The 24847-nt window shown below is 54.1% G+C and carries 28 protein-coding genes; 8 read left to right on the forward strand and 20 right to left on the reverse strand.

The annotated features are described in order from the left end of the window. The 9 genes from tuf to fkpA all read right to left on the reverse strand — a co-directional run. Positions 1 to 805: elongation factor Tu (gene tuf / locus ABLV12_RS09860; RefSeq protein ID WP_232415766.1), on the reverse strand; the 805-nt coding region annotated here is incomplete at its 3' end. A 70-nt stretch (positions 806 to 875) separates the two neighbouring features. After that, positions 876 to 2990, reverse strand: coding sequence for an elongation factor G (gene fusA / locus ABLV12_RS09865; RefSeq protein WP_004115957.1), 2115 nt, complete (start codon positions 2988 to 2990; stop codon positions 876 to 878). A 96-nt stretch (positions 2991 to 3086) separates the two neighbouring features. Further along, entirely contained in the window at positions 3087 to 3557 is a 471-nt protein-coding gene (rpsG, locus tag ABLV12_RS09870) for a 30S ribosomal protein S7 (RefSeq protein ID WP_004106370.1), read from the reverse strand. A 95-nt stretch (positions 3558 to 3652) separates the two neighbouring features. Then, positions 3653 to 4027, reverse strand: coding sequence for a 30S ribosomal protein S12 (gene rpsL, locus ABLV12_RS09875; RefSeq protein ID WP_002920115.1), 375 nt, complete (start codon positions 4025 to 4027; stop codon positions 3653 to 3655). A gap of 124 nt (positions 4028 to 4151) precedes the next feature. Continuing rightward, a complete protein-coding gene (tusB, locus tag ABLV12_RS09880; RefSeq protein WP_004106373.1) occupies positions 4152 to 4439 on the reverse strand; it encodes a sulfurtransferase complex subunit TusB in 288 nt (95 codons plus the stop codon). A gap of 7 nt (positions 4440 to 4446) precedes the next feature. Further along, a complete protein-coding gene (gene tusC, locus ABLV12_RS09885; protein ID WP_064397871.1) occupies positions 4447 to 4806 on the reverse strand; it encodes a sulfurtransferase complex subunit TusC in 360 nt (119 codons plus the stop codon). Continuing rightward, the gene (tusD, locus tag ABLV12_RS09890; RefSeq protein WP_064397869.1) at positions 4806 to 5192 is read right to left on the reverse strand and encodes a sulfurtransferase complex subunit TusD; all 387 of its coding nucleotides are present in this window, start codon (positions 5190 to 5192) and stop codon (positions 4806 to 4808) included. Before tusD ends, tusC begins: the two co-directional genes overlap by 1 nt. Next, a complete protein-coding gene (locus tag ABLV12_RS09895) occupies positions 5192 to 5914 on the reverse strand; it encodes a transcriptional regulator (RefSeq protein WP_004106380.1) in 723 nt (240 codons plus the stop codon). The genes tusD and ABLV12_RS09895 overlap by 1 nt, the downstream gene beginning before the upstream one ends. A 166-nt stretch (positions 5915 to 6080) precedes the next feature. Then, entirely contained in the window at positions 6081 to 6917 is an 837-nt protein-coding gene (gene fkpA / locus ABLV12_RS09900) for an FKBP-type peptidyl-prolyl cis-trans isomerase (RefSeq protein WP_004106382.1), read from the reverse strand. A 222-nt stretch (positions 6918 to 7139) separates the two neighbouring features. Between fkpA and ABLV12_RS09905 the strand changes: the two genes are divergently transcribed. Beyond that, the gene (locus tag ABLV12_RS09905; RefSeq protein ID WP_004106384.1) at positions 7140 to 7358 is read left to right on the forward strand and encodes a protein SlyX; all 219 of its coding nucleotides are present in this window, start codon (positions 7140 to 7142) and stop codon (positions 7356 to 7358) included. 59 nt (positions 7359 to 7417) lie between these two features. Here the strand turns inward: ABLV12_RS09905 and slyD are convergent, their stop codons facing one another. The 4 genes from slyD to kefG all read right to left on the reverse strand — a co-directional run bounded on the left by slyD (position 7418) and on the right by kefG (position 10661). Beyond that, positions 7418 to 7999, reverse strand: a complete 582-nt coding sequence (gene slyD, locus ABLV12_RS09910; RefSeq protein ID WP_064397867.1) for a peptidylprolyl isomerase — start codon at positions 7997 to 7999, stop codon at positions 7418 to 7420. Positions 8000 to 8093: 94 nt separating this feature from the next. After that, entirely contained in the window at positions 8094 to 8294 is a 201-nt protein-coding gene (locus tag ABLV12_RS09915; RefSeq protein ID WP_004106389.1) for a YheV family putative zinc ribbon protein, read from the reverse strand. 11 nt (positions 8295 to 8305) lie between these two features. Then, positions 8306 to 10111, reverse strand: coding sequence for a glutathione-regulated potassium-efflux system protein KefB (kefB, locus tag ABLV12_RS09920; RefSeq protein ID WP_004115968.1), 1806 nt, complete (start codon positions 10109 to 10111; stop codon positions 8306 to 8308). Further along, on the reverse strand, positions 10098 to 10661 hold the full coding sequence (gene kefG, locus ABLV12_RS09925) for a glutathione-regulated potassium-efflux system ancillary protein KefG (RefSeq protein WP_064397864.1): 564 nt from the start codon (positions 10659 to 10661) through the stop codon (positions 10098 to 10100). Before kefG ends, kefB begins: the two co-directional genes overlap by 14 nt. 172 nt (positions 10662 to 10833) lie before the next feature. Here kefG and ABLV12_RS09930 point away from each other — a divergent pair, with 172 nt between their 5' ends. The 4 genes from ABLV12_RS09930 to ABLV12_RS09945 all read left to right on the forward strand — a co-directional run bounded on the left by ABLV12_RS09930 (position 10834) and on the right by ABLV12_RS09945 (position 15049). Further along, entirely contained in the window at positions 10834 to 12738 is a 1905-nt protein-coding gene (locus ABLV12_RS09930; protein ID WP_023321703.1) for an ABC transporter ATP-binding protein, read from the forward strand. A gap of 192 nt (positions 12739 to 12930) precedes the next feature. Continuing rightward, on the forward strand, positions 12931 to 13929 hold the full coding sequence (locus tag ABLV12_RS09935) for a hydrolase (RefSeq protein WP_160886763.1): 999 nt from the start codon (positions 12931 to 12933) through the stop codon (positions 13927 to 13929). Then, positions 13926 to 14144: a YheU family protein gene (locus tag ABLV12_RS09940; RefSeq protein ID WP_004106398.1), complete on the forward strand. Its 219-nt coding sequence runs from the start codon at positions 13926 to 13928 to the stop codon at positions 14142 to 14144. The genes ABLV12_RS09935 and ABLV12_RS09940 overlap by 4 nt, the downstream gene beginning before the upstream one ends. A 35-nt stretch (positions 14145 to 14179) precedes the next feature. Continuing rightward, complete coding sequence (locus ABLV12_RS09945; RefSeq protein ID WP_004106399.1) at positions 14180 to 15049, forward strand: phosphoribulokinase; 870 nt, start codon at positions 14180 to 14182, stop codon at positions 15047 to 15049. A gap of 46 nt (positions 15050 to 15095) precedes the next feature. Here the strand turns inward: ABLV12_RS09945 and ABLV12_RS09950 are convergent, their stop codons facing one another. After that, positions 15096 to 15500 (reverse strand): OsmC family protein, encoded by a 405-nt coding sequence (locus tag ABLV12_RS09950; RefSeq protein WP_004106401.1) that lies wholly within the window; start codon positions 15498 to 15500, stop codon positions 15096 to 15098. Between the two features lie 304 nt (positions 15501 to 15804). On the opposite strand from ABLV12_RS09950, the gene crp reads away from it, so the two are divergent. Continuing rightward, positions 15805 to 16437 carry a cAMP-activated global transcriptional regulator CRP gene (crp, locus tag ABLV12_RS09955; RefSeq protein WP_000242758.1) on the forward strand — a complete coding sequence of 211 codons (633 nt, stop codon included), beginning with the start codon at positions 15805 to 15807 and terminating at the stop codon, positions 16435 to 16437. 51 nt (positions 16438 to 16488) lie between these two features. Continuing rightward, positions 16489 to 18567 (forward strand): YccS/YhfK family putative transporter, encoded by a 2079-nt coding sequence (locus tag ABLV12_RS09960; protein ID WP_023321704.1) that lies wholly within the window; start codon positions 16489 to 16491, stop codon positions 18565 to 18567. Here the strand turns inward: ABLV12_RS09960 and ABLV12_RS09965 are convergent. The 5 genes from ABLV12_RS09965 to ppiA form a co-directional block, all read right to left on the reverse strand. Next, a complete protein-coding gene (locus ABLV12_RS09965; RefSeq protein ID WP_064397862.1) occupies positions 18557 to 19777 on the reverse strand; it encodes an aspartate aminotransferase family protein in 1221 nt (406 codons plus the stop codon). The two genes, ABLV12_RS09960 and ABLV12_RS09965, sit on opposite strands and share 11 nt — an antisense overlap. Before the next feature lie 90 nt (positions 19778 to 19867). Then, positions 19868 to 20431, reverse strand: a complete 564-nt coding sequence (pabA, locus tag ABLV12_RS09970) for an aminodeoxychorismate synthase component 2 (protein ID WP_004106408.1) — start codon at positions 20429 to 20431, stop codon at positions 19868 to 19870. A 31-nt stretch (positions 20432 to 20462) separates the two neighbouring features. Continuing rightward, positions 20463 to 21065, reverse strand: a complete 603-nt coding sequence (locus ABLV12_RS09975) for a putative adenosine monophosphate-protein transferase Fic (RefSeq protein ID WP_004106410.1) — start codon at positions 21063 to 21065, stop codon at positions 20463 to 20465. Continuing rightward, on the reverse strand, positions 21055 to 21222 hold the full coding sequence (locus ABLV12_RS09980; RefSeq protein WP_004106412.1) for a YhfG family protein: 168 nt from the start codon (positions 21220 to 21222) through the stop codon (positions 21055 to 21057). The genes ABLV12_RS09975 and ABLV12_RS09980 overlap by 11 nt, the downstream gene beginning before the upstream one ends. A gap of 107 nt (positions 21223 to 21329) precedes the next feature. Next, positions 21330 to 21899, reverse strand: coding sequence for a peptidylprolyl isomerase A (gene ppiA / locus ABLV12_RS09985; protein WP_004854889.1), 570 nt, complete (start codon positions 21897 to 21899; stop codon positions 21330 to 21332). 277 nt (positions 21900 to 22176) lie between these two features. Between ppiA and tsgA the strand changes: the two genes are divergently transcribed. After that, positions 22177 to 23361, forward strand: coding sequence for an MFS transporter TsgA (gene tsgA / locus ABLV12_RS09990; protein WP_016810003.1), 1185 nt, complete (start codon positions 22177 to 22179; stop codon positions 23359 to 23361). On the opposite strand, the gene ABLV12_RS09995 is transcribed toward tsgA, so the two are convergent. Next, positions 23358 to 24680, reverse strand: coding sequence for a cytosine deaminase (locus ABLV12_RS09995; protein ID WP_023329053.1), 1323 nt, complete (start codon positions 24678 to 24680; stop codon positions 23358 to 23360). The genes tsgA and ABLV12_RS09995 overlap by 4 nt on opposite strands. Positions 24681 to 24847 lie beyond the last annotated feature (167 nt).

Below are 24847 nucleotides of genomic sequence, written 5' to 3' on the forward strand. Positions count from 1 at the left end.
CTTCGTCCAGCAGTTTGCGGAACATTTCAACGCCAGTACAGGTAGACTTAGCAGTGTCTTTGATACCAACGATTTCAACTTCTTCACCAACTTTGATGATACCGCGCTCTACACGACCGGTAACAACGGTACCACGACCGGAGATGGAGAATACGTCTTCGATCGGCAGCAGGAACGGCTTGTCAATCGCACGCTCTGGTTCCGGAATGTAAGAATCCAGGAAGCCAGCCAGTTCGATGATTTTAGATTCCCACTCAGCGTCGCCTTCCAGCGCTTTCAGAGCAGAACCACGAACGATCGGAGTGTCGTCGCCCGGGAAATCGTACTGAGACAGAAGTTCACGAACTTCCATTTCAACCAGTTCCAGCAGCTCTTCGTCATCAACCATGTCGCACTTGTTCAGGAACACGATGATGTACGGAACGCCTACCTGACGACCCAGCAGGATGTGCTCACGAGTCTGCGGCATCGGGCCGTCAGTCGCAGCAACAACCAGGATCGCGCCGTCCATCTGCGCAGCACCGGTGATCATGTTTTTAACATAGTCGGCGTGGCCCGGGCAGTCTACGTGCGCGTAGTGGCGAGTCGGGGTGTCATATTCAACGTGGGAAGTGTTGATGGTGATACCACGAGCTTTTTCTTCCGGCGCGTTATCGATCTGGTCGAATGCGCGAGCAGCACCACCGTAGGTTTTAGCCAGAACGGTAGTGATTGCAGCGGTCAGAGTAGTTTTACCATGGTCAACGTGGCCGATAGTACCGACGTTGACGTGCGGTTTTGTACGTTCAAATTTTTCTTTAGACACGGCTATATTCCTTACTATAGTGCTCTCCCCTTCAGGAGAGAGCACGGGACTTTGGTTTTAACCCTGCGGCTTATTTACCACGGGCTTCGATTACGGCCTGAGCAACGTTGTTCGGCGCATCATCATACTTCAGGAACTCCATGGAGTAAGAAGCACGACCTTTGGTCAGAGAACGCAGCTGAGTTGCATATCCGAACATTTCAGACAGCGGAACTTCAGCGTGGATCACAACGCCAGTCACGTTGGATTCCTGACCGCGCAGCATACCGCGACGACGGCTAAGGTCACCGATAACGTCACCAGTGTTCTCTTCCGGAGTTTCTACTTCAACCTTCATGATCGGCTCAAGCAGAACTGGTTTCGCTTTCTTAAAGCCATCTTTGAAGGCAATAGAAGCGGCCAGTTTAAACGCCAGTTCAGAGGAGTCAACGTCGTGGTAAGAACCGAAGTGCAGACGCACGCCCAGATCAACTACCGGATAACCAGCCAGAGGGCCAGCTTTCAGCTGCTCCTGGATGCCTTTATCAACGGCCGGGATGTATTCACCAGGAATTACACCACCTTTAATGTCGTTGATGAACTCGTAACCTTTCGGGTTAGAGCCCGGCTCCAGCGGGTACATGTCGATAACGACGTGACCATACTGACCGCGACCACCAGACTGTTTAGCGTGTTTACCTTCGATATCGGTAACTTTCGCGCGAATCGCTTCACGGTAAGCAACCTGAGGTTTACCGACGTTCGCTTCAACGTTGAATTCACGTTTCATACGGTCAACGATGATGTCGAGGTGCAGCTCACCCATACCGGCGATGATAGTCTGGTTAGATTCTTCATCAGTCCATACGCGGAAAGACGGGTCTTCTTTAGCCAGACGGCCCAGAGCCAGACCCATTTTTTCCTGGTCAGCTTTGGTTTTCGGTTCAACAGCGATAGAGATTACCGGCTCAGGGAATTCCATACGCTCCAGAATGATCGGCGCGTTAGGATCACACAGAGTATCACCCGTAGTAACGTCTTTCAGACCGATAGCAGCAGCGATATCGCCCGCGCGAACTTCTTTGATCTCTTCACGTTTGTTAGCGTGCATCTGTACGATACGACCGAAACGCTCACGAGCAGCTTTCACGGAGTTCAGGATGGTATCACCAGAGTTAACCACACCAGAGTACACGCGGAAGAAGGTCAGGTTACCCACGAACGGGTCGGTAGCGATTTTGAATGCCAGAGCAGCAAACGGCTCATCATCGCTAGCGTGACGCTCAGCAGGAGTATCTTTACCATCGTCCAGGATACCGTTGATCGCAGGAACGTCGACCGGGGATGGCAGGTAGTCAACTACCGCATCCAGCATCGCCTGTACGCCTTTGTTCTTGAACGCAGAACCACAGGTTACAAGGATGATTTCGTTGTTCAGAACGCGCTGACGCAGAGCAGTTTTAATCTCTTCTTCAGTCAGTTCTTCGCCACCCAGGTATTTTTCCATCAGCTCTTCAGAAGCTTCAGCAGCGGACTCGATCAGGTTCTGGTGCCATTCTTCGGCCAGTTCCTGCATGTCTGCCGGAATATCTTCGTAGGTGAAGGTTACGCCTGCATCTTCTTCGTTCCAGTTGATGGCTTTCATTTTCACCAGGTCAACAACACCGGTGAACGCTTCTTCAGCGCCAATCGCCAGCTGCAGCGGAACAGGGTTCGCGCCCAGACGGGTTTTGATCTGACCAACAACTTTCAGGAAGTTCGCACCCATACGGTCCATTTTGTTAACGAACGCAATGCGCGGAACTTTATATTTGTTTGCCTGACGCCATACGGTTTCAGACTGAGGCTGAACACCACCAACTGCGCAGTAAACCATTACTGCACCATCAAGCACACGCATGGAACGTTCTACTTCGATAGTGAAGTCAACGTGCCCCGGGGTGTCGATGATGTTTACGCGATGCGGTTCATACTGCTTAGCCATACCTGACCAGAATGCAGTAGTCGCTGCGGAGGTGATAGTAATACCACGCTCTTGCTCCTGCTCCATCCAGTCCATGGTGGCAGCGCCGTCATGAACTTCACCGATTTTGTGGTTTACACCGGTGTAGAACAGAATACGTTCGGTAGTAGTAGTTTTACCGGCGTCGATGTGCGCACTGATACCGATGTTACGGTAGCGTGCGATGGGTGTTGTACGAGCCATTTGATTCCTCGTTTATTTCTTTAGGCGTTCAGTTAAGTTATCCAAAACGGGCGACTTACCTGAAGCGCCCGCCTGGTGACTAAGACTCCGAAGGGATTACCAACGGTAGTGTGCGAACGCCTTGTTGGCTTCTGCCATACGGTGAACGTCTTCACGTTTCTTAACTGCAGTACCTTTGTTGTCTGCAGCATCAGAAAGTTCGTTCGCCAGACGCAGAGCCATGGATTTATCACCACGTTTACGAGCAGCTTCAACGATCCAACGCATTGCCAGAGCATTACGACGAACCGGACGGACTTCAACTGGAACCTGATAAGTAGAACCACCAACGCGGCGGGACTTAACTTCGACAGTCGGGCGAACGTTGTCGAGAGCGACTTCGAATGCTTCCAGTTCATTTTTACCAGAGCGCTGAGCCAGGGTCTCCAGCGCGCTGTATACGATTGCTTCTGCAGTAGATTTTTTACCATCTACCATCAGGATATTTACAAATTTAGCCAGCAGTTCTGATCCGAACTTAGGATCCGGCAGGATTTTACGCTGACCAATGACGCGACGACGTGGCATGGAAATACTCCGTTGTTAATTCAGGATTGTCCAAAACTCTAAGAGTTTAGTTTGACATTAATATAAAACGTTTGGCCTTACTTAACGGAGAACCATTAAGCCTTAGGACGCTTCACGCCATACTTGGAGCGAGCTTGCTTACGGTCTTTAACGCCGGAGCAGTCAAGCGCACCACGAACGGTGTGGTAACGAACACCCGGAAGGTCTTTAACACGACCGCCACGGATCAGGATCACGGAGTGCTCCTGCAGGTTGTGACCTTCACCACCGATGTAGGAGGTGACTTCGAAACCGTTAGTCAGACGCACACGGCAAACTTTACGCAGTGCGGAGTTCGGTTTCTTAGGAGTGGTGGTATATACACGAGTACATACGCCACGTTTCTGCGGGCAGGCTTCCAGCGCCGGCACGTTGCTCTTTGCAACTTTGCGCGCGCGTGGTTTGCGTACCAGCTGGTTAATTGTTGCCATTAAATAGCTCCTGGTTTTAGCTTTTGCTTCGTAAACACGTAATAAATCGCCTCATATAATATGAGGACGCAGAATTTTAGGGCGGTGCCGAAAAGGTGTCAAGAAATATACAACAATCCCGCCATTACCAGGACAACTGACCGGCATGTTTGACTGAAAGTCTGACGAAATCAGTATAGCTAACCCTGACGACACTGTCCGCAATTTGACCAGCCAGCCCGCGGGCTTCGATATCGTCTTGCAGAGCGTAGAGGGATATGGGGGCAGATTGCAGGATTTCAAGGAAACGGCCTTGAGCGACAGCGGCGATAACGCCGTCCGACAGCAGCAGCAGCTCGTCACCTTCTTTTATCAAACGGAGCATAGCCGCAATGTCGGCGTGCCAGGGGGATGTGCTTAATGTGTGGAGCATTCAGACCTCAGAAACGCAGTATCACGTTAAAATCGTCCAGCCGGGCGCGCAGAGCCTCTGGCTCCAGCCATTCACCGTCCACGACCCACGGCGTGGCGGAAGTCAGGCCGCGCTCGCGCGCTGAAGCCGCGCAAATCCAGCACTGTTCAATATCGTATAGCGACAGGAGTTTAAAGGTAGAGATATAATCGCGCGCCAGCACTGCGGTTGGCCGCTGATCCGGAAGGAGCTGAAATACGCCATCTCCGACGAAGAAGACGCCAATCTCTTCCGTCAGTGCGGATGTCGCCAGCAGGGCATCCAGCCCTTCCCTGCCCGATGCTGAGCCATGGGGTGCGGACGAAAAAATAAAGGCTATGCGTTTCATCAGAACTGCACCATCCGGTCGCAGGTTAAGGCAGCTTCCGCCAACGCACCTAATCCACTCAGCGTAAAGCCCGGCTGCAAATTATACGCTGGCAAACTCAGCTGCTGCGCCTCCTGTGCATCGGTTATGCCACGGCGTAAAGCTGCGGCTACACAGATATGTAAGGAGACGCCGTGTTCATCATGTAATGCCTGCCAGGCCCGGACCAGATCAAACTCATCGCTGGCGGGGGCAGTTAGCTGATTCGCATTGTAGACGCCTTCACGATAGAAAAAGATACTGAGCAATTCGTGGCCTTCCTGCAACACGGCTCGGGCAAACTGCAGTGCGCTGCTGGCCTGCTGCGTACCATAAGCCGGCCCCGTCACCGTAATGGCAAAACGCATTATTTATCCAGCCCCTGGAAATCTCCGCTTTTGAACTGACGAATATAGAGATATACCGTGTGCTTAGAGATGTTCAGCCGATCCGCTACCTGATTAATGGCGTCTTTGATATCAAAGATCCCTTTCTCATAGAGGTTCAGAACGATCTGACGATTTTTGGCGTTGTTAGAAACGTTGCGGTCGGCATTCACCTCTTCAATAGTGAACTCAAGCGTCTGTGCAACCAGGTCGTCAACCGATGAAGCAAAGTTGACCTGTGAATTCACTTCTGTCGTTTCTGGCGGAATAAAGGTGCTCATTATTTGCGAGAACGGCACGTCAAGGTTCATGTTGATGCACAGCAGGCCAATAACCCGATGGTCACGGTTGCGGATAGCGATGGTCACTGATTTCATCAGTACGCCGCTTTTGGCGCGAGTAAAATAGCATTTGGAAACGCTGCTATCGGCCCCAGTCATATCGTGCAACATGCGCAACGCAAGGTCGGTAATTGGCGAGCCGATCTGACGGCCGGTATGTTCACCGTTGGCGATACGAATAGCGGAACATTTTAAGTCCTGCAATGAGTGCAGTACGATTTCACAGTGGGAACCGATGAGCATCGCTAACCCGTCCACTACCGCTTCATAGGATTTAAGGATATCGAAGTCGGTCTGGTCAAAAGGACGTTGATCCAGCAAATCAAGCTCGCTGGTCTCGTTGGTTAAAAGCGACCTGGACATGGAAAAAAGCACTCCTTTTCAGGAGCCTGTCGTTATCGTCAGGGCAGGCTCATCATCATTATTAATCTATCTAAAGTAATACAGCGCCTGAGGTTCTTTCCAGTTTTAATTATATCTGCCCTCAATAAAAAAGCCGCCGCCCCTGGAGGCGGCGGCTTGAGCCAGATTACTTCTTCGCGTCAGCGGCTGGCGCTTCGGCCGCGGCTTCAGGCTTGGCGTCCGCTTTCGGAGCCGGTTTGATGTCCAACAGCTCTACATCAAATACCAGAGTGGAGTTAGCCGGGATACCCGGTACGCCGGTTTTGCCGTAAGCCAGATCCGGTGGAATGACCAGCTGAATTTTACCGCCTTTCTTGATGTTCTTCAGGCCTTCAGTCCAGCCAGGGATTACGCCGTCCAGACGGAAGGACAGCGGTTCGCCACGGGTGTAAGAGTTATCAAACTCTTTACCATCGATCAGCGTACCTTTGTAGTTAACAACAACGGTATCGCTGTCTTTCGGCGCTTCGCCCGTACCCGCTTTCTCTACTTTGTACAGCAGACCGGAATTCGCTTTTTTCACACCCTGCTTTTTCGCATAGGCATCGCGATAAGCTTTACCTTTTGCCTCATTCTCAGCAGCATCTTTTTCCATTTTCTGCTGGGCAGCGGTTTTTACGCGAGTTTCAAACGCCTGCAGAGTCTGTTCGATCTCCTGATCGGACAGCTTGCTCTTATCGGCAAAAGCGTCCTGAACGCCGGCAATCAGCTGAGCTTTATCTAATTTGATGCCCAGTTTTTCTTGTTCTTTCAGGGAGTTTTCCATGTAACGTCCCAGCGATGCACCCAGCGCATATGCAGATTTCTGATCGTCATTTTTGAATGCCGATTTGCTGTCCGTTGCAGGTGCCGCTTTCGCTTCGGTGGCTGCTTTGGTCACAGTTTCAGCAGCAAAGGTCAGCGGTGCATTCAGGGCGACGGCCATTGTGGTCGCCAGCAGCGTTACTTTAAACAGTGATTTCATCCATTTCTCCAGGGCCGGGGCATCTCACCCCAGGGTTATCATAAAAAACAAAAAACGTACTATAGAACGTTGCAGAACAAATCAACATACAGACGTACCTGAATATCGCCTCATTTCAGACTATTTTTGTATGAATTAGTTTCCTGTCAGGCGTAACGATGCTGCGTGAATGCTGAAACTTCAGTAGAATCCGCCCGCAGGATCAGACAGAAGAGGTTACTCATGCACGATAGCACTTTAGAGACTCGCCTTGCGGAGCTGGAGAGCAGACTGGCGTTTCAGGAAATCACCATTGAAGACCTCAACAAGACCGTCACCGCCCACGAGATAGAAATGGCCAGGATGCGCGAACATATGCGCCTGATGGTGGAAAAGCTGAAAGCTACTCAGCCCTCGCATATGGCTTCACAGGCAGAAGAAACGCCTCCACCGCACTATTAAGACGTAAAAAAAGCGGGTCTCCCCGCTTTTTTCTATTCCAGAACGCTAGCGCGAAGGAATTAGTGGCAACCGCAGCCGCCGTTACCGCCGCAGCCGCCTTTGCCATGTTCATGGTCATGGCCGTGACCACCGCAGCAACCGTCATGATCGTGGCCGTGACCGTGATCGTGGCCGTGAGCGCCATGTACATGACCGTGTTCCAGCTCTTCCGCCGTTGCTTCGCGAAGCGCGACAACTTCAACGTTGAACTTCAGATTCTGGCCAGCCAGCATGTGGTTACCGTCAACAACAACGTGTTCGTCACCCACTTCGGTGATTTCTACCGGTACCGGGCCCTGATCGGTTTCCGCGAGGAAGCGCATGCCAACCTGCAGCTCGTCAACGCCCATAAACACGTCTTTAGGAACGCGCTGTACCAGGTTTTCGTCGTACTGGCCGTACGCGTCATTAGCGCCGACTTCTACGTCAAATTTGTCGCCCACTTCGTGACCATCCAGCGCGCTTTCCAGGCCGGAAATCAGGGAACCGTGACCATGCAGGTAGTCCAGCGGCGCGCTTACCGGAGACTCATCAACCAACACACCGTCTTCTGTACGTACCTGATAGGCCAGGCTGACCACCAGGTCTTTTGCTACTTTCATGATATCTCCTGAGCATGGGAAGAATAGTGGCGCAGATTGTAGCGGAATTCTGCAGCCGTGTACCCTTTAGCTTAAAAAAAGCCGCCCGATAACGCTAGTCCGGATGAAAAATGCCTATCACTTGCTCTTCTTTGCGAACATGCTCGCGGACCTCTTTATCCGCCTCTCGCATCTGGTGTCCACACTTAACGCACTCAACTATATCGACATTATTCTCACGCCACATCGCCAGCGAATCCTGAGCCTGGCACGCCGGGCATTTCGCCCCGGCAATAAAACGTTTACGCACAGCCATATCATTTACCTTTATTCAAATTCATCCCAGCCGTCTAACTGTCTGCTCTCTTTTTGCATCTCACGCTGAAAAATTTCCTCCAGCTCGCGCCTGGCTTCGCGCACGCGGGATATCTGCAGAGTATCACTATGAACCGGCATTAACTCACGCAACATTCGCATATCAAGACGCCGAAAATGCAGCTGCGCGCGCTGCGCCTGATGAGGGTGCATGCCTAGCGAGATAAGCGCTTTACGCCCTAGCTCGAGCGCGCTGGAGAAGGTTTCACGAGAAAACTGCGCCACTCCCGCCTGCAGCAGTTCATGCGCCTCGACGCGTCCTCGCGCTCGCGCCAGAATATGAAGATGTGGAAAGTGTTGTTGACACATCTCGACCAGCTTCATGGTATCTTCCGGCTCATTGCAGGTAATGACGATCGACTGCGCCTCTTCGGCTCCTGCCGAGCGCAGGAGCTCCAGCTGCGTCGCATCGCCAAAGTAGACCTTATAGCCATATTGGCGCATCAGATTGACCGCGCTGATATCGCGCTCCAGCACCGTAATACGCATTTTGTTAGCCATCAGCAGGCGGCCAATCACCTGACCAAAGCGCCCAAAACCAACGATAATGACCTGCGGTTTATCATCTTCGACCCACGGAGCCTCGCCCTCCTCTTCGGATTGATTGAATCGGCGAGAGAGTATTTTGTCGATTAGCTTCATCAACAGCGGCGTGGTCATCATCGACAATGTCACCGTCACCAGCAGTAGAGCCATTTGATCGTTCTGAAAAAGGCGCATCGAGGCGGGTAATGAGAACAGCACAAAAGCGAATTCTCCCCCCTGGCTCAGCACTCCGGCAAACTGCACCCGTTCTGCGCTACGCAGGCCGTACACCCGCGCAAGGAGATACAGCACGACGCCTTTTACCGACACCAGTATTGCGACGCTGGCCGCTACCCATAGCAGGTGGGTATAGAGCACGCCAAGGTTCAGCGCCATGCCAACGGAAATAAAAAACAGCCCGAGCAGGAGCCCTTTAAAGGGCTCAATAGCGATTTCCAGTTCGTGCCGATACTCACTCTCGGCCAGCAGAACGCCGGCGATAAAGGTCCCCAGCGCCATCGACAAACCGAGCGCATCCATAAATAAAGCCGATGCAAGAACCAGCAGCAGCGTCGCTGCGGTGAAGACCTCCCGCACGCCGGATCCGGCGATAAAACGAAACACCGGCCTCAGCAGAAAACGGCCGCCAACCAGCATCCCGCCAAAGGCCAGGACCTTCATCCCGATGGTGAGCCAATTAAAGTGGTCGTCACCTGAACCGGCAAGCAGGGGCACCACCGCCAGGGCCGGGATAACGGCCAGATCCTGAAACAGCAGTACGGAGAATCCCAGTTGCCCGGACTCGCTGCGGCTCATGCCTTTCTCACGCATCAGCTGCAGCGCCATCGCGGTTGAAGACATCGCCAGCCCAAGTCCGCCCACCACCGCTGCGCGCCATGAGAAGTCGCTAAGCATGAGCAAGCCGCCAAGAATGAGCGCGCTGAAAGCGACCTGCGCGGCGCCTACGCCGAAAATTGAGCTTCTTAGCCGCCAGAGCTTGGACGGATTCAGCTCCAGCCCAATAATAAACATCAGAAAGACGACGCCTAATTCTGAGAAGTGAAGGATTTCATCAACATCGCTGATAAACCCTAACCCCCAGGGGCCAATGGCGATACCGGCCAGCAGATACCCCAGCACGGCGCCAATACCCAGCCTCGCCGCCAGCGGTACCGCCACCACCGCGGCAAACAGAAATAACACCCCGGCCAGCAGTAAATCAGCTCCCGCCATTTGTACCTCCAGCCGTTACAGGATTAGCCAGCCAGTCGCGGTAGGCATGAGCGCGGCTTTTCAGATCGTCAGGCGATTGCCGCCGCGCCCAGTAGACGATAATCGGGCTTATCCAGTGCATGCGGCACATGCTGGCGGTCAGTTCGAAAGGGCGAAGAATGTCATTTATTGGATAGCGATGGGCATCGCGTCGATAGGCGCTCTCCGGCTCCCCGGTGGTAATCACGCTACGCCAGTACTTTCCCGCCAGCTGGTTCCCTCCCGCCCCGCTGGCAAAACCACGGCTGAGCACCCTATCCAGCCACTCTTTCATCAGCGCCGGACAGCTCCAGGTATAAAGCGGATGCTGAAAAACAATCACCTCATGCTGGCGCAGGAGATCCTGCTCATGGGCGATATCGATAAAAAAATCCGGATAGTGCGCGTAAAGATCGTGCACGGTAACATTCGACAACTGTAAGGCCGGTTCAAGCAAAACCCGGTTGGCCACGGAATCCTGAGATTCTGGGTGGGCATACAGCAGCAAAACCTTCGCTGTCTGAGACATCATTCCCCTCCCGAACGTCTTCTGGCGGCCTGTGCAGCGGCTGCGTCCCGACGCAACCAGAATGACTTTGTGTATCGTCTTCATTTTGGGCTACCATTGCGGCCCGGTTGAGCGATTCGCTCCACACTACATTATCATAATGACAAATTAACATAGTCAGAACATACGGCGCCTTATGATTGTTTTCTCCTCGTTACAAATTCGTCGCGGCGTACGCGTCCTGCTGGACAACGCCAGCGCCACCATCAACCCAGGGCAAAAAGTCGGCCTGGTGGGTAAAAACGGCTGCGGTAAATCCACGCTGCTTTCGCTTTTGAAAAACGAGATTAGCGCCGACGGCGGCTCGATGACTTTTCCCGGTAGCTGGCAGCTGGCCTGGGTTAACCAGGAAACGCCGGCCCTTCCTCAGCCGGCTATAGACTATGTTATTGACGGCGATCGCGAATTCCGCAAGCTGGAGGCGGATTTGCACGCGGCCAACGAACGAAATGACGGACATGCCATTGCGACGGTCCACGGTAAGCTGGATGCCATCGATGCCTGGACCATAAGATCCCGCGCGGCCAGCCTGCTGCACGGCCTCGGTTTCAGCAATGAACAGCTTGAGAGGCCGGTGAGCGACTTTTCCGGCGGCTGGCGCATGCGTCTTAACCTCGCCCAGGCGCTTATTTGCCGTTCCGATCTGCTACTGCTTGATGAACCGACTAACCACCTCGACCTCGACGCGGTAATCTGGCTGGAGAAGTGGCTTAAAAGCTACAGCGGCACGCTGATCCTGATCTCCCACGATCGCGACTTCCTTGACCCAATCGTCGACAAAATTATTCATATCGAACAGCAAACGATGTTCGAATACACCGGCAACTACAGCTCTTTCGAAGTGCAGCGCGCAACCCGCCTTTCCCAACAACAAGCGATGTATGAGAGCCAGCAGCAGCGCGTGGCCCATCTGCAGAGCTATATCGATCGTTTCCGCGCGAAAGCGACCAAAGCCAAGCAGGCGCAAAGCCGTATCAAAATGCTCGAGCGTATGGAGCTCATCGCCCCTGCCCACGTTGATAATCCGTTCCACTTTAGCTTCCGTGCGCCGGAAAGCCTGCCCAATCCACTGCTGAAGATGGAAAAAGTCAGCGCCGGCTATGGCGAGCGCGTCATTCTCGATTCGATCAAGCTGAATCTGGTTCCAGGGTCGCGCATCGGTCTGCTGGGGCGTAACGGAGCGGGTAAATCCACGCTGATTAAGCTGCTGGCCGGCGAGCTACAGCCGCTGCGCGGTGAAATTGGCCTGGCGAAAGGCATCAAGCTTGGCTACTTTGCTCAGCACCAGCTTGAATTCCTGCGCGCGGACGAATCCCCGCTCCAGCATCTTGCCCGCCTGGCGCCGCAAGAGCTGGAGCAGAAACTGCGCGACTATCTGGGCGGTTTCGGGTTCCAGAGCGACAAAGTCAACGAAGAGACAAAGCGTTTCTCCGGCGGCGAGAAGGCGCGCCTGGTGCTGGCGCTGATCGTCTGGCAACGCCCTAACCTGCTGCTGCTTGATGAACCGACCAACCACCTCGATCTCGACATGCGCCAGGCGCTAACTGAAGCGTTAATTGATTTTGAAGGCGCCCTGGTGGTGGTCTCCCACGACCGCCATCTGATTCGTTCCACTACCGACGATCTTTATCTGGTGCACGATAGCAAAGTCGAACCTTTCGACGGCGATCTCGAAGATTACCAGCAGTGGTTGAGCGACTCGCAAAAGCTGGAAAGCCAGGCATCGGAAGAACCGAAAGAAAACGGCAACAGCGCCCAGGCGCGTAAAGATCAGAAACGCCGCGAAGCCGAGCTGCGTACGCAAACCCAGCCGCTGCGTAAAGAGATTATCCGTCTGGAAAAAGAGATGGAGAAGCTCAACGCCCAGCTGGCGCAGGCGGAAGAGAAGCTCGGCGACAGCGGCCTGTACGATCAAAGCCGTAAAGCAGAGCTTACCGAATGTTTACAGCAGCAGGCCAGCGCAAAGTCCGGCCTCGAAGAGTGTGAAATGGCCTGGCTGGATGCGCAGGAACAGCTGGAGCAGATGCTGCAGGAAGGCTAGCGGCAACATGCGCTACAGCGAGGCGGGGAAACCCGCCTGTTTACCTCTCTCTCCGCGGCTTTTTACACGTAACCTGCCTACCGATTAGCCGCAAGACCACATATTGGCTAACCTGCGTACTTCATGCGCGGTATAGTATGGATAAAGATTATTAATTGCTCTGGTGCTATGGTTGATATCACTCCTACAGAAATGACGCCCCCGGAAAACGACTCGCAGCAGTTTCATCCGATGCGCGGCGTAGGCAATCGTCATTTGCAAACCATGTTGCCGCGGCTAATCCGTCGCAAACTCCGTTTCACTCCCCACTGGCAGCGTCTTGAACTGCCGGATGGCGACTTTGTCGATCTGGCCTGGAGTGAAGATCCTTCTCAGGCACGCCATAAACCCAGACTAGTGGTATTTCATGGTCTGGAGGGCAGCCTGCACAGCCCTTACGCACACGGACTTATCCATGCGGCAATGCAGCGCGGCTGGCTGGGCGTGGTGATGCATTTTCGCGGCTGTAGCGGCGAACCCAACCGAAATAACCGCATCTACCATTCGGGCGAAACGGAAGACGGCTCCTGGTTTCTGCGCTGGCTCCAGCGCGAATACGGTTCGGCCCCGACCGCAGCGGTAGGATATTCGCTCGGGGGCAATATGCTGGGCTGCCTGCTGGCAAAAGAAGGCGACGATATTCCGGTCGATGCCGCGGTGATCGTCTCGGCTCCGTTTATGCTGGAAGCCTGTAGCTATCATATGGATAAAGGTTTCTCACGCGTTTATCAGCGCTATTTGCTTAATCTGCTAAAAGCCAACGCCGCACGTAAGCTAAAAGCCTATCCTGGCTCTCTGCCCGTCGATTTACGTCAGCTAAAAAGCATGCGCCGTATCCGCGAATTTGACGACAGCATCACCGCGAGGATCCACGGTTTTGCCGATGCGCTGGACTATTATCGCCAGTGCAGCGCCATGCCGCGCTTAAGCGATATCACGAAGCCCACGCTGATTATTCACGCAAAAGACGACCCTTTTATGGACCATCACTCGATACCGCCGCAGGAACAATTGCCGGCGAATGTCGAGTATCAGCTGACGGAGCACGGCGGGCACGTTGGGTTCGTCGGCGGTACCTTGCGTAAGCCAGAGATGTGGCTTGAAAGACGCATTCCGGATTGGCTAACCCGCTGGTTAGGAGGAAAATTATGATCATACCCTGGCAAGAGCTCGCTCCCGAAACGCTGGATAGCCTGATCGAAAGTTTTGTCTTGCGCGAAGGCACCGATTATGGTGAACATGAACGTTCGCTGGTTGATAAAGTCTCTGACGTAAAACAGCAGCTAAAAAGCGGAGAGGCCGTGCTGGTATGGTCAGAGCTGCACGAGACGGTCAACATCATGCCCCGCAAGCAGTTTCACGGCTAAGGCGGCACACACTATCGTTTATCCAGGGAGTTGTTATGTCTGCCAAACATCCGGTGATTGCCGTCACGGGCTCCAGCGGCGCGGGTACCACAACCACCAGCCTCGCTTTCCGCAAAATCTTCGCCCAGCTGAATCTGCATGCCGCTGAAGTCGAAGGGGATAGCTTTCACCGCTACACCCGCCCGGAAATGGACATGGCGATCCGCAAAGCGCGGGATCAGGGCAAACATATCAGCTACTTCGGCCCAGAGGCCAACGACTTTGGCCTGCTGGAACAGACGTTTTCTGAGTATGGGCTAAGCGGCAAAGGCCAGTCGCGCAAGTATTTGCATACCTATGACGAAGCCGTGCCGTGGAACCAGGTTCCGGGGACCTTCACGCCCTGGCAGCCGCTGCCCGAGCCGACTGACGTCCTGTTTTACGAAGGCCTGCACGGCGGCGTCGTGACGCCGCAGCACAACGTCGCAAACCATGTCGACCTTCTGGTCGGCGTGGTGCCCATCGTCAATCTTGAGTGGATCCAGAAGCTTATCCGCGACACCAGCGAACGCGGCCACTCTCGGGAGGCGGTGATGGACTCGGTGGTCCGCTCAATGGAGGACTACATCAACTTTATCACCCCGCAGTTTTCGCGCACCCATCTCAACTTCCAGCGCGTACCCACGGTGGATACGTCCAATCCCTTTGCGGCCAAAGCCATCCCTTCCCTGGATGAAAGCTTCGTGGTGATTCATTTCCGCAACCTGAAAAATATCGATTTTCCGTGGCTTCTGGCGATGCTTCAGGGTTCGTTTATCTCACATATGAACACGCTGGTGGTACCGGGCGGAAAAATGGGGCTGGCGATGGAGCTGATTATGGCGCCGCTGGTTGAACGGCTGATGGAAGGCAAGAAAATAAGCTAGCTGCGATCGCCCCGGCGGCAACATAACCTACCGGGGTCGGTTCCGTTTATCCTTCGATCACTTCATAAGAGTGAGTAATGTTTACCGCCTTCTCAAGCATCAGCGCCACCGAGCAGTATTTTTCCGCCGACAGGTCAACGGCGCGGGAAACGGCCGCGTCTTTCAACTCCTTACCGGTCACGATAAAGTGCAGATTGATATGGGTAAACAGACGCGGCGCCTCTTCGCGACGCTCCGAGGTCAGCTTAACTTCGCAGTTGGTGACGTTATGACGCCCCTTCTGCAAAATGGAAACCACGTCAATCGCGCTGCACCCGCCTGCCGCCATCAGCACCATTTCCATCGGGCTGGGCGCTTTATCCCCGGAATTACCGTCCATCAGAATCTGGTGGCCAGAAGCCGACTCACCGATGAAGGTTAACCCTTCAACCCACTTCACTCGCGCTTGCATAAATTTAACTCCAGGGCTGTAATTTTCCTGACAGATTACGCGTAGATAACAATTCTCGCAACGGAAGGCGACCTGGGTCATGCTGAAGCGAGACACCAGGAGACATGCGGCGAAAGCTATGCTAAAACAGTCTGGATGCTACAGTAATACATTGATGTACTGCATGTATGCAGAGGAGTTCACATTACAGGCTGCAGAACACTTTCAGCCGGATTCCCAGGTATAGGGATTCAATACGATTGCATGCCCGGATGCCGTGTAGTGTCGGCACCCGGAGATAGCTTATAACAGAGGATAACCGCGCATGGTGCTTGGCAAACCGCAAACAGACCCTACCCTTGAATGGTTCTTGTCTCATTGCCACATTCATAAGTACCCATCAAAGAGCACGCTGATCCACCAGGGTGAAAAAGCAGAAACGTTGTACTACATCGTTAAGGGCTCCGTGGCTGTACTCATCAAGGATGAAGAAGGTAAAGAGATGATCCTCTCTTACCTCAACCAGGGCGATTTCATCGGTGAATTAGGCCTGTTTGAAGAAGGTCAGGAGCGTAGCGCCTGGGTACGTGCGAAAACCGCATGTGAAGTGGCCGAAATCTCCTACAAAAAATTCCGTCAGCTGATCCAGGTTAACCCGGATATCCTGATGCGTCTCTCTTCGCAGATGGCGCGCCGTCTGCAGGTTACGTCGGAAAAAGTGGGCAACCTCGCTTTCCTCGACGTGACTGGTCGTATCGCCCAGACGCTGCTGAACCTGGCAAAACAGCCGGATGCGATGACCCACCCGGACGGTATGCAAATTAAAATTACCCGCCAGGAAATCGGTCAGATTGTCGGATGCTCTCGCGAAACCGTTGGCCGCATCCTGAAAATGCTGGAAGATCAAAACCTGATCTCGGCACACGGTAAAACTATCGTCGTCTACGGTACCCGTTAAGTCGGTAAAACGGCGTATTGCCTGACAATACGCCGTTTTTGTTTTCCCCTCATGTGGCGCAGGCTGATTTACCACCCGGAAGTCAACTATGCACTGCGGCAAACGCTGGTGTTGTGTCTGCCGGTTGCGATAGGGCTTCTGTTCGGTCATCTACAGCAGGGGCTGCTGTTTTCTCTTGTTCCCGCCTGCTGCAACGTTGCCGGGCTGGATACACCGCATAAGCGTTTCTTTAAACGCCTGATTATCGGCGGCTGCCTGTTTGCCGGCAGTAGCCTGATCGTTCAACTCCTTCTGCAGCGAGAAATACCTTTGCCGCTGATCCTCACGGGTCTGGCGCTCATCCTCGGCGTCACGGCCGAAATCAGCTCGCTGCACGCAAGGCTGCTGCCCGCCTCGCTTATCGCGGCTATATTTACGCTCAGTCTCGCGGGCAACATGCCGATTTGGGAGCCGCTGCTGATCTACGCGCTCGGGACGTTATGGTATGGCGTTTTTAACTGGATCTGGTTCTGGCTTTGGCGCGAACAGCCGCTGCGCGAATCCTTAAGTCTGCTGTATCGCGAGCTGGCCAATTATTGCGAGGCCAAATACAGTCTGCTTACCCAGCATACGGACCCCTCAACATCGTTGCCGCCGCTGCTTAATCGACAGCAAAAGGTGGTAGATCTGATAACCCAGTGCTATCAGCAGATGCATATGTTGGCGGCCAACCAGCGCAGCGATCATAAACGCCTGCTGCGCGCATTCCAGGTTGGACTGGACCTGCAGGAGCATATTTCCGTCAGCCTTCATCAGCCGGAAGAGGTGCAAAAACTGGTGGAGCGCAGCCATGCGGAAGCGGTGATTCGCTGGAACGCGCAAACCGTTGCCGCCCGCCTGCGGGTGCTGGCGGACGATCTCCTTTACCATCGTTATCCTCAGCGCTTTCAGATGGATAAACAGATCGGTGCGCTGGAAAAAATCGCCTGGCAGCATCCCGATAACCCGGTCGGGCAGTTTTGCGCCTGGCATTTCAGCCGTATTGCCCGGGTTCTGCGCACCCAGCGGCCGCTGTACGCGCGTAACCTGATGGCGGATAAAACCCGTCGCCTGCCGCTGCTGCCTGCCCTGAAAAACTATCTGTCGCTTAAGTCGCCGGCCTTACGAAATGCGGCGCGTATCAGCGTGATGCTGAGCGTCGCCAGCCTGATGGGCAGCGCGCTAAACCTGCCAAAACCCTACTGGATCCTGATGACGGTTCTGTTCGTGACGCAAAACGGCTACGGCGCCACCCGAGTACGCATCGTCCACCGGGCTGCAGGAACCATTGCCGGGCTGGTCATTGCCGGACTGACGCTGCACTTTCACGTCCCTGAAGGCTATACGCTGACCGCGATGCTCTTTATCACGCTGTTAAGCTATCTGATTATCCGCAAGAACTACGGCTGGGCGATGGTCGGATTTACGGTAACGGCAGTGTATACCCTGCAGCTACTCACCCTGAACGGCGAACAGTTTATCGTTGCCAGGCTGATTGATACGCTGATTGGCTGCCTGATCGCCTTCGGGGGTATGGTCTGGCTATGGCCGCAATGGCAAAGCGGCCTGCTGCGCAAAAATGCCCACGATGCGCTGGAAGCCGATCAGGATGCTATCAGGCTGATCCTCAGCGACGACCATCAGGCCCCGGCGCTGGCCTATCAGCGAATGCGCGTCAACCAGGCGCATAACGCGCTGTTTAACTCGCTGAATCAGGCAATGCAGGAACCCGGTTTTAACTCGCACTATCTGGAAGATATGAAGCTGTGGGTTACCCACAGCCAGTTTATTGTCGAGCATATCAACGCCATGACCACCCTGGCGCGCGAGCACAATATGCTCACGCCAGATCTGGCGCAACGTTATCTGGAGTCCTGCGAGATTGCGCTCCAGCGCTGCCAGCAGCGGCTGGATTCCGATGGGCCGGGCAGCGCAGGGGATGTGAATATCATGGAGGCGCAGGATGCGGAGGTTCCTCGCGGCCCGCTCAGTACAATGGAGCAGCATCTGCAGCGCATCCTCGGGCATCTGAACACCATGCACACTATTTCATCGGTGGCATGGCGTCAGCGTCCGCATCATGGCATCTGGCTGCGCGCCACTAAGCGCTGAGCACCCGCTCAACAGCCTTGGCAAAGCGCGTCATGCCTTCAGCAATATCGCTATCATCAATCACCAGCGACGGTACAAAGCGCATCACGTCCGGTCCGGCATTGAGCACCATGACGCCAGCCTCTGCGGCGGCGTAGAGGAAATCGCGCGCTTTCCCGTGATACTGCGGCTTAAGCTCGGCGCCGATAAGCAGCCCCATGCCGCGGATATCGCTGAACAGATCGAACCGCGCGTCAATTTGCTGAAGGTGCTCAACAAACAGCTCGCGCTTCGCGGTGACGCCGTCCAGCACTTCCGGTGTGTTAATCAGATCGAACGCCGCTCCGCCCACCGCGCAGGCCAGGGGGTTACCGCCGTAGGTCGAACCATGAGAACCGGCGTGGAACGCGCTGGCGATGTCATGGGTGGTCAGCATCGCGCTGATAGGGAAACCGCCGCCCAGCGCCTTGGCGCTGGTCAGAATATCCGGCGTCACGCCATAGTGCATATAAGCAAACAGCGAGCCCGTGCGCCCCATACCGCACTGAACTTCATCAAAGACCAGCAAAGCCTGATGCTGGTCGCACAGAGCGCGCAAGCCTTGCAGAAATTCCGGCGTCGCTGCGGTCACGCCGCCTTCTCCCTGAATCGGCTCGACCACCACCGCGCAGGTATGATCGTCCATCACGGCTTTCACCGCGTGTAAATCGTTAAACGGCACGTGAACGATATCGGCCGGTTTAGGCCCAAAGCCATCGGAATATTTCGGCTGCCCGCCGACGGAGACGGTAAACAGCGATCGACCGTGGAACGCGTTATGGAAGGCGATAATTTTGGTTTTGTACGGACTATGGCGAGTGACGGTATAGTGGCGCGCCAGCTTAAAAGCCGTTTCGTTGGCTTCGGTTCCGGAGTTCATAAACACGACGCGATCGGCGAACGTCGCATCAACCAGCTTACGCCCCAGGCGCAGGGCCGGTTCGTTGGTAAAAACGTTGCTGGTATGCCACAGCTTTTCACCCTGTTCATGGAGTGCCGCCACCAGCGCCGGATGGCAATGTCCGAGCGCAGTCACGGCAATACCCCCGGCGAAATCAACGTACTCTTTCCCCTGCTGATCCCATACCCGGCTTCCTTTGCCCTTCACCGGAATAAATTCCGCCGGTGCATAAATTGGCAAAATAACCTCATCGAATGTCGCGCGGGTGATCGCCGGTTGTTCAGTTGCCATGTCGTGCCCATCCCTCTTCGTTATGCGATAGTGATTATGATAATCTAATCACAAAATATGCATAAAAAATCAACCCATGGCAACTACAAATCACCGATTGAAGAAGTTTGCCAGCAGCTGGTGGCCCTGTTCGCTGAGAATGCTCTCCGGATGAAATTGCACGCCCTCAAGGTCGAATTCGCGGTGGCGAATGCCCATGATCTCACCCTCCTCGCTGCGAGCGGTCACCTCAAAGCATTCAGGCAGCGTTAGCGGGTCAATCAGCAGGGAGTGGTAGCGGGTCACGGTTAGCGGATTATTGAGGCCACGAAATACCCCCTGGCCACGATGGCTAATGGGGGACGTTTTCCCGTGCATGACTTTGGCCGCCCGCACGATCGCGGCGCCGAAAACCTGGGCTATCGCCTGGTGGCCCAGGCAAACGCCTAAGATTGGCGTCTTGCCGGAGAAGTGGCGAATAACCGCCAGCGAAATCCCGGACTCATTCGGCGTGCAGGGCCCCGGCGAAATAACGATTTTCGCGGGCGCCAGCGCAACAATTTCCGCTAACGTCAGCTCGTCATTACGCCTGACCTGCACTTCTGCCCCAAGTTCGCAGAAATACTGGTACAGATTCCAGGTAAAAGAATCGTAGTTATCGATAAGCAGGATCATAGCGGCTCCGGGAACAAAGAACCGCGCTATTCTACTCAGTTTCCGCAGCTTCGCTTACCACTTTACGAAATATCGTCTGCAGTGGAGAAAGGTCGCCCATTGCGCCACTCTGGTTGGCCTGGTTCCATACATCGACGGCAATATCACGCCAGTCCAGCGTATAGCCAGCATGAATAGCCAGTTGTTCAAAGAAAATGCGTTGCGCCAGGCCGTTGCCGATTCGGAAAGGATGCAGGACGTTAATTTCGCAGTAGTAATGAGCGAGACGTTCAATGAATTTATCCTGAGCAAGCCCCACCAGATAGCCTTCCTCTTCCAGGGCCTGAAAGAGCGTGTTCCCCTCTTTTTCGATATAGGCGAAATGGCAGAAACGGGTGTCGCCCTGATAGATATCCACTTCACGCAGTTGTCCCGCCCAGTCGAAAATATCCTGATAGAGCTGGCGATGAATCGCGCAGAGATGAGGCAAGCCGCGCACCAGTGGCCCGAGTTCGATGGTTGCCGCGCGTAGCGCGGTCAGCTCCCACGCCGCCTGCTCAAGGCGCTGTGCCTGGCGGATACCTAAGCGGTTACGCATGACCTGCAGACCGGAGTAAAGATAAGGATCCCGGCCCTCACCAAATTTATCGCTCATAGTGGCTCCTTAACGCCGCAATACGCGCCAGGGCTTCTTCGGGAGTAAGGTTGATTAGCGGAATATCGACGCCCTCCAGCCGCCGGCTGGCCTGAAAATTCACGTTGCGTCGATCCTCCCAGAGTCGGGATTTCTGTTTTTCGGTGAGCTTTTTCATTTAACACCTCCCTGACATGTCCGCAGTAGCCACAAGTATAAGCGGCAAAAAGCGATTTCGCAGGGAAGCGGGGAATGCGCGGGTGAGCGTTACCCGCACAATTAAGATTACGGCAGTACTTTTGCGGAAAGAATAACGATAGGTTTGGACGGAACATTTTGATACGGCCCAACGTTGTGAGTCGGCACCTGAGAAATTTTATCCGCGACGTCCATGCCTTTGACTACTTTACCAAACACCGCATAGCCGAAATCACGCTGGCCATGATCGAGGAAGGCGTTATCCGCAATATTGATAAAGAACTGGCTGGTGGCGCTGTCCTGATCGGCAGTACGCGCCATGGCGATGGTGCCGCGCGTGTTGCGCAGACCGTTGTCGGCTTCATTTTTAATCGGCGGATTAGGCTGTTTCTGCTGCATCTGTTCGTTAAAGCCGCCGCCCTGCACCATAAAGCCCGGGATCACACGGTGAAAAGTGGTGTTGTTATAAAAACCGCTGTTCACGTACTTGAGGAAGTTATCAACCGAGATGGGCGCTTTCTGGCTATTCAGCTCAAGCTCAATATTGCCCGCAGACGTGGTCAGCAACACATGAGGATCCCCCTTTGCCGCCATGGCCGGGGAGAATGCTGAAATGGCGAAAACGGCAGCCACCGCCGCGAGAGTTGATTTGAGCATGGAAATTCCTTAACGGAGCAGAATAAAAACCGAGTGCTTTGATTCTAAAGAGCCTTTGCATCCTGGGCTAGCCTTTTACCTAATTTTACTTAGCTGAAACACTTGTAACGATGGGTCAGGCGCTCCGCCAAATAATCAAATGTGATACAAGTCACACTAACAATTGCAAAAAACTATAAATTTCAGAATAAACGTTTGCTTGAATCACGCTAACGCATAAAATCTGTCCGCCCGGCGCAGAGTCAACGCGCTTTACATTTCTATTCACAGGCCTGTCATGACTAACAGCAATCGTATCAAGCTCACATGGATCAGCTTCTTCTCCTACGCCCTGACCGGCGCGTTGGTGATTGTCACCGGGATGGTGATGGGAAACATCGCAGATTATTTTCATCTGCCCGTCTCCAGCATGAGCAACACCTTTACCTTTCTTAATGCCGGTATCCTGATCTCTATCTTCCTGAACGCCTGGCTGATGGAAATTGTTCCGCTGAAAACGCAACTGCGCTTTGGCTTTATCCTGATGGTTCTGGCCGTCGCCGGTTTGATGTTCAGCCATAGCCTGGCGCTGTTTTCCGCCTCGATGTTCGTGCTTGGGCTGGTCAGCGGGATCACCATGTCGATTGGTACCTTCTTGATTACCCATATGTACGAAGGTCGTCAGCGCGGCGCGCGGCTGCTGTTCACCGACTCCTTCTTCAGCATGGCGGGGATGATCTTCCCGATGCTGGCCGCCTATCTGCTGGCGCGCAGCATCGAATGGTACTGGGTTTATGCCTGCATCGGCCTGGTCTACGTCGCTATTTTCATTCTGACCTTCGGCTGTGAATTCCCGGTCCTGGGCAAAAAAGCCCTGCAGGATAGCCAGCTGGTCGTGAAAGAAAAATGGGGTATCGGCGTGCTGTTTCTTTCCATCGCCGCCCTGTGCTACATCCTCGGCCAGTTGGGGTTCATCTCCTGGGTACCGGAATACGCCAAAGGCCTGGGCATGAGCCTTGGCGATGCGGGTAAGCTGGTAAGCGATTTCTGGATGTCGTACATGATCGGCATGTGGTCATTCAGCTTCATCCTGCGCTTCTTTGACCTGCAGCGTATCCTGACCGTGCTGGCGGGCGTGGCGACGGTGCTGATGTATCTGTTTATTAACGGTTCGCCGGAGCATATGCCGTGGTTTATTCTGACCCTCGGCTTCTTCTCCAGCGCCATCTATACGTCGATCATCACCCTGGGGTCACTGCAAACTAAAGTGTCTTCGCCTAAGCTGGTGAACTTCATCCTGACCTGCGGCACCGTGGGTACCATGCTGACTTTCGTCGTTACCGGCCCTATCGTTGCCGCCAGCGGACCGTTGGCAGCGCTGCATACCGCTAACGGCCTCTATGCCGTGGTCTTTGTGATGTGTCTGATCCTCGGCTTCGTCTCCCGCCACCGCCAGAACAACGCGGCAGCGGAATCGCACTAAGCCTCAGGCCCCTTTGTTCCGGCAAAGGGGCTATTTCGGGTAAAGAACAGCTCCTCCCCGCCCCGATCCATCTGTACCCAGGTTTGCGCCAGCTGCGTGGTAGCGATAACTCTCCCCTGGCGAATTGACCAACGAACCGGAACCTGACAACGCACAGCCTCAAACCCGTTTTCCGCAGGGAGAATCACCAGATTCGCCGTGTTCCCCGTCGCAATACCGTAATCGCTCAGGCCAAACGTTCGCGCGCTATTTTCCGTCACCAGCTTGAGTCCATCGTTAATCTGCTGATAGCCCATCATCTGACAAACGTGCAGCCCCATGTGCAGCACCTGCAGCATGTTGCCGGTTCCCAGCGGATACCAGGGATCAAAGACATCGTCATGGCCAAAGCAGACGTTAATGCCCGCCGCCATCAGCTCCTTCACGCGCGTGATGCCGCGGCGTTTCGGATAGTCGTCAAACCGTCCCTGAAGGTGAATATTGACCAGCGGGTTAGCCACGAAGTTAATGCCGGACAGTTTCAGCAAACGAAAAAGACGTGATGTATAAGCGCCATTGTAGGAGTGCATCGCGGTGGTATGGCTGGCGGTCACTCTCGGCCCAATCCCCTCTTTTAACGCCAGGGCCGCCACGGTCTCAACGAATCGCGACTGTTCATCATCGATTTCATCACAGTGGATATCTAAAGGCCGCTGATACTTTTTCGCCAGACGAAAAGCGATGTGCAGGGACTCCACGCCATATTCGCGAGTGAATTCAAAATGCGGGATGGCGCCCACCACATCGGCGCCCAGCAGCAGGGCTTCTTCCAGCAGAGCCTCACCATTGGGATAGGATAAAATTCCCTCTTGTGGGAAGGCGACAATCTGCAAATCTACCCACGGTGCGACTTCCTGTTTCACCTCCAGCATGGCTTTGAGCGCGGTCAGCGTCGGATCGGAAACGTCGACGTGGGTGCGCACAAACTGAATACCGTTGGCAATTTGCCATTTCAACGTCTTCCAGGCGCGGGCTTTCACGTCCTCATGGCTCAACAGCGCCTTACGCTCCGCCCAACGCTCAATCCCTTCAAACAGGGTACCGGACTGATTCCAGTTCGGCTCGCCGGCGGTCTGGGTCGTATCGAGGTGAATATGCGGTTCAATAAAAGGGGGGATGGCCAGCCCGCCGCGCGCATTCAGCACTTCAAAATTCTCTTTGCGCGCCTCCCCCATAGGGGTGATATCCCCGAAGCGCCCCTTGTCTATCGCTATCTGCCATAACCCTTCGCGATCGGGCAGACGAACGTTCTCAATTAACCAAAGCGGCGCTGCTGTCATATCGATGACTCCCGTAATTGTTGCTGAAATTTTACTCAACCCGCCGTGGGTATCCGTTGCTAATTTTGTACATAAAAAAAGCAAAAAGGAAAAGCCAGCGTTTTCCGTCACTTATAAAAATACTGACAAATCATAAACATACCACTTAAGTAGTAGGTAAAGGTGTA

This window comes from Klebsiella sp. CN_Kp100 (assembly GCF_040065315.1).
In the GTDB taxonomy this organism is placed as follows: Bacteria; Pseudomonadota; Gammaproteobacteria; order Enterobacterales; family Enterobacteriaceae; genus Klebsiella; species Klebsiella oxytoca.

Coding starts and splice junctions, on each gene's coding strand:
- rpsL (WP_002920115.1), bottom strand. CDS start 4,027: ATGGCAACAATTAACCAGCTGGTACGCAAACCACGCGCGCGCAAAGTT.
- ppiA (WP_004854889.1), bottom strand. CDS start 21,899: ATGCTCAAATCAACTCTCGCGGCGGTGGCTGCCGTTTTCGCCATTTCA.
- kefG (WP_064397864.1), bottom strand. CDS start 10,661: ATGATGTCTCAGACAGCGAAGGTTTTGCTGCTGTATGCCCACCCAGAA.
- ABLV12_RS09895 (WP_004106380.1), bottom strand. CDS start 5,914: ATGTCCAGGTCGCTTTTAACCAACGAGACCAGCGAGCTTGATTTGCTG.
- tsgA (WP_016810003.1), top strand. CDS start 22,177: ATGACTAACAGCAATCGTATCAAGCTCACATGGATCAGCTTCTTCTCC.
- ABLV12_RS09995 (WP_023329053.1), bottom strand. CDS start 24,680: ATGACAGCAGCGCCGCTTTGGTTAATTGAGAACGTTCGTCTGCCCGAT.
- fkpA (WP_004106382.1), bottom strand. CDS start 6,917: ATGAAATCACTGTTTAAAGTAACGCTGCTGGCGACCACAATGGCCGTC.
- ABLV12_RS09975 (WP_004106410.1), bottom strand. CDS start 21,065: ATGAGCGATAAATTTGGTGAGGGCCGGGATCCTTATCTTTACTCCGGT.
- ABLV12_RS09960 (WP_023321704.1), top strand. CDS start 16,489: ATGTGGCGCAGGCTGATTTACCACCCGGAAGTCAACTATGCACTGCGG.
- ABLV12_RS09965 (WP_064397862.1), bottom strand. CDS start 19,777: ATGGCAACTGAACAACCGGCGATCACCCGCGCGACATTCGATGAGGTT.
- rpsG (WP_004106370.1), bottom strand. CDS start 3,557: ATGCCACGTCGTCGCGTCATTGGTCAGCGTAAAATCCTGCCGGATCCT.
- ABLV12_RS09930 (WP_023321703.1), top strand. CDS start 10,834: ATGATTGTTTTCTCCTCGTTACAAATTCGTCGCGGCGTACGCGTCCTG.
- kefB (WP_004115968.1), bottom strand. CDS start 10,111: ATGGCGGGAGCTGATTTACTGCTGGCCGGGGTGTTATTTCTGTTTGCC.
- ABLV12_RS09935 (WP_160886763.1), top strand. CDS start 12,931: ATGACGCCCCCGGAAAACGACTCGCAGCAGTTTCATCCGATGCGCGGC.
- ABLV12_RS09945 (WP_004106399.1), top strand. CDS start 14,180: ATGTCTGCCAAACATCCGGTGATTGCCGTCACGGGCTCCAGCGGCGCG.
- tusC (WP_064397871.1), bottom strand. CDS start 4,806: ATGAAACGCATAGCCTTTATTTTTTCGTCCGCACCCCATGGCTCAGCA.
- tusD (WP_064397869.1), bottom strand. CDS start 5,192: ATGCGTTTTGCCATTACGGTGACGGGGCCGGCTTATGGTACGCAGCAG.
- fusA (WP_004115957.1), bottom strand. CDS start 2,990: ATGGCTCGTACAACACCCATCGCACGCTACCGTAACATCGGTATCAGT.
- ABLV12_RS09915 (WP_004106389.1), bottom strand. CDS start 8,294: ATGGCTGTGCGTAAACGTTTTATTGCCGGGGCGAAATGCCCGGCGTGC.
- crp (WP_000242758.1), top strand. CDS start 15,805: ATGGTGCTTGGCAAACCGCAAACAGACCCTACCCTTGAATGGTTCTTG.
- ABLV12_RS09940 (WP_004106398.1), top strand. CDS start 13,926: ATGATCATACCCTGGCAAGAGCTCGCTCCCGAAACGCTGGATAGCCTG.
- ABLV12_RS09950 (WP_004106401.1), bottom strand. CDS start 15,500: ATGCAAGCGCGAGTGAAGTGGGTTGAAGGGTTAACCTTCATCGGTGAG.
- pabA (WP_004106408.1), bottom strand. CDS start 20,431: ATGATCCTGCTTATCGATAACTACGATTCTTTTACCTGGAATCTGTAC.
- ABLV12_RS09980 (WP_004106412.1), bottom strand. CDS start 21,222: ATGAAAAAGCTCACCGAAAAACAGAAATCCCGACTCTGGGAGGATCGA.
- ABLV12_RS09905 (WP_004106384.1), top strand. CDS start 7,140: ATGCACGATAGCACTTTAGAGACTCGCCTTGCGGAGCTGGAGAGCAGA.
- tusB (WP_004106373.1), bottom strand. CDS start 4,439: ATGCTCCACACATTAAGCACATCCCCCTGGCACGCCGACATTGCGGCT.
- slyD (WP_064397867.1), bottom strand. CDS start 7,999: ATGAAAGTAGCAAAAGACCTGGTGGTCAGCCTGGCCTATCAGGTACGT.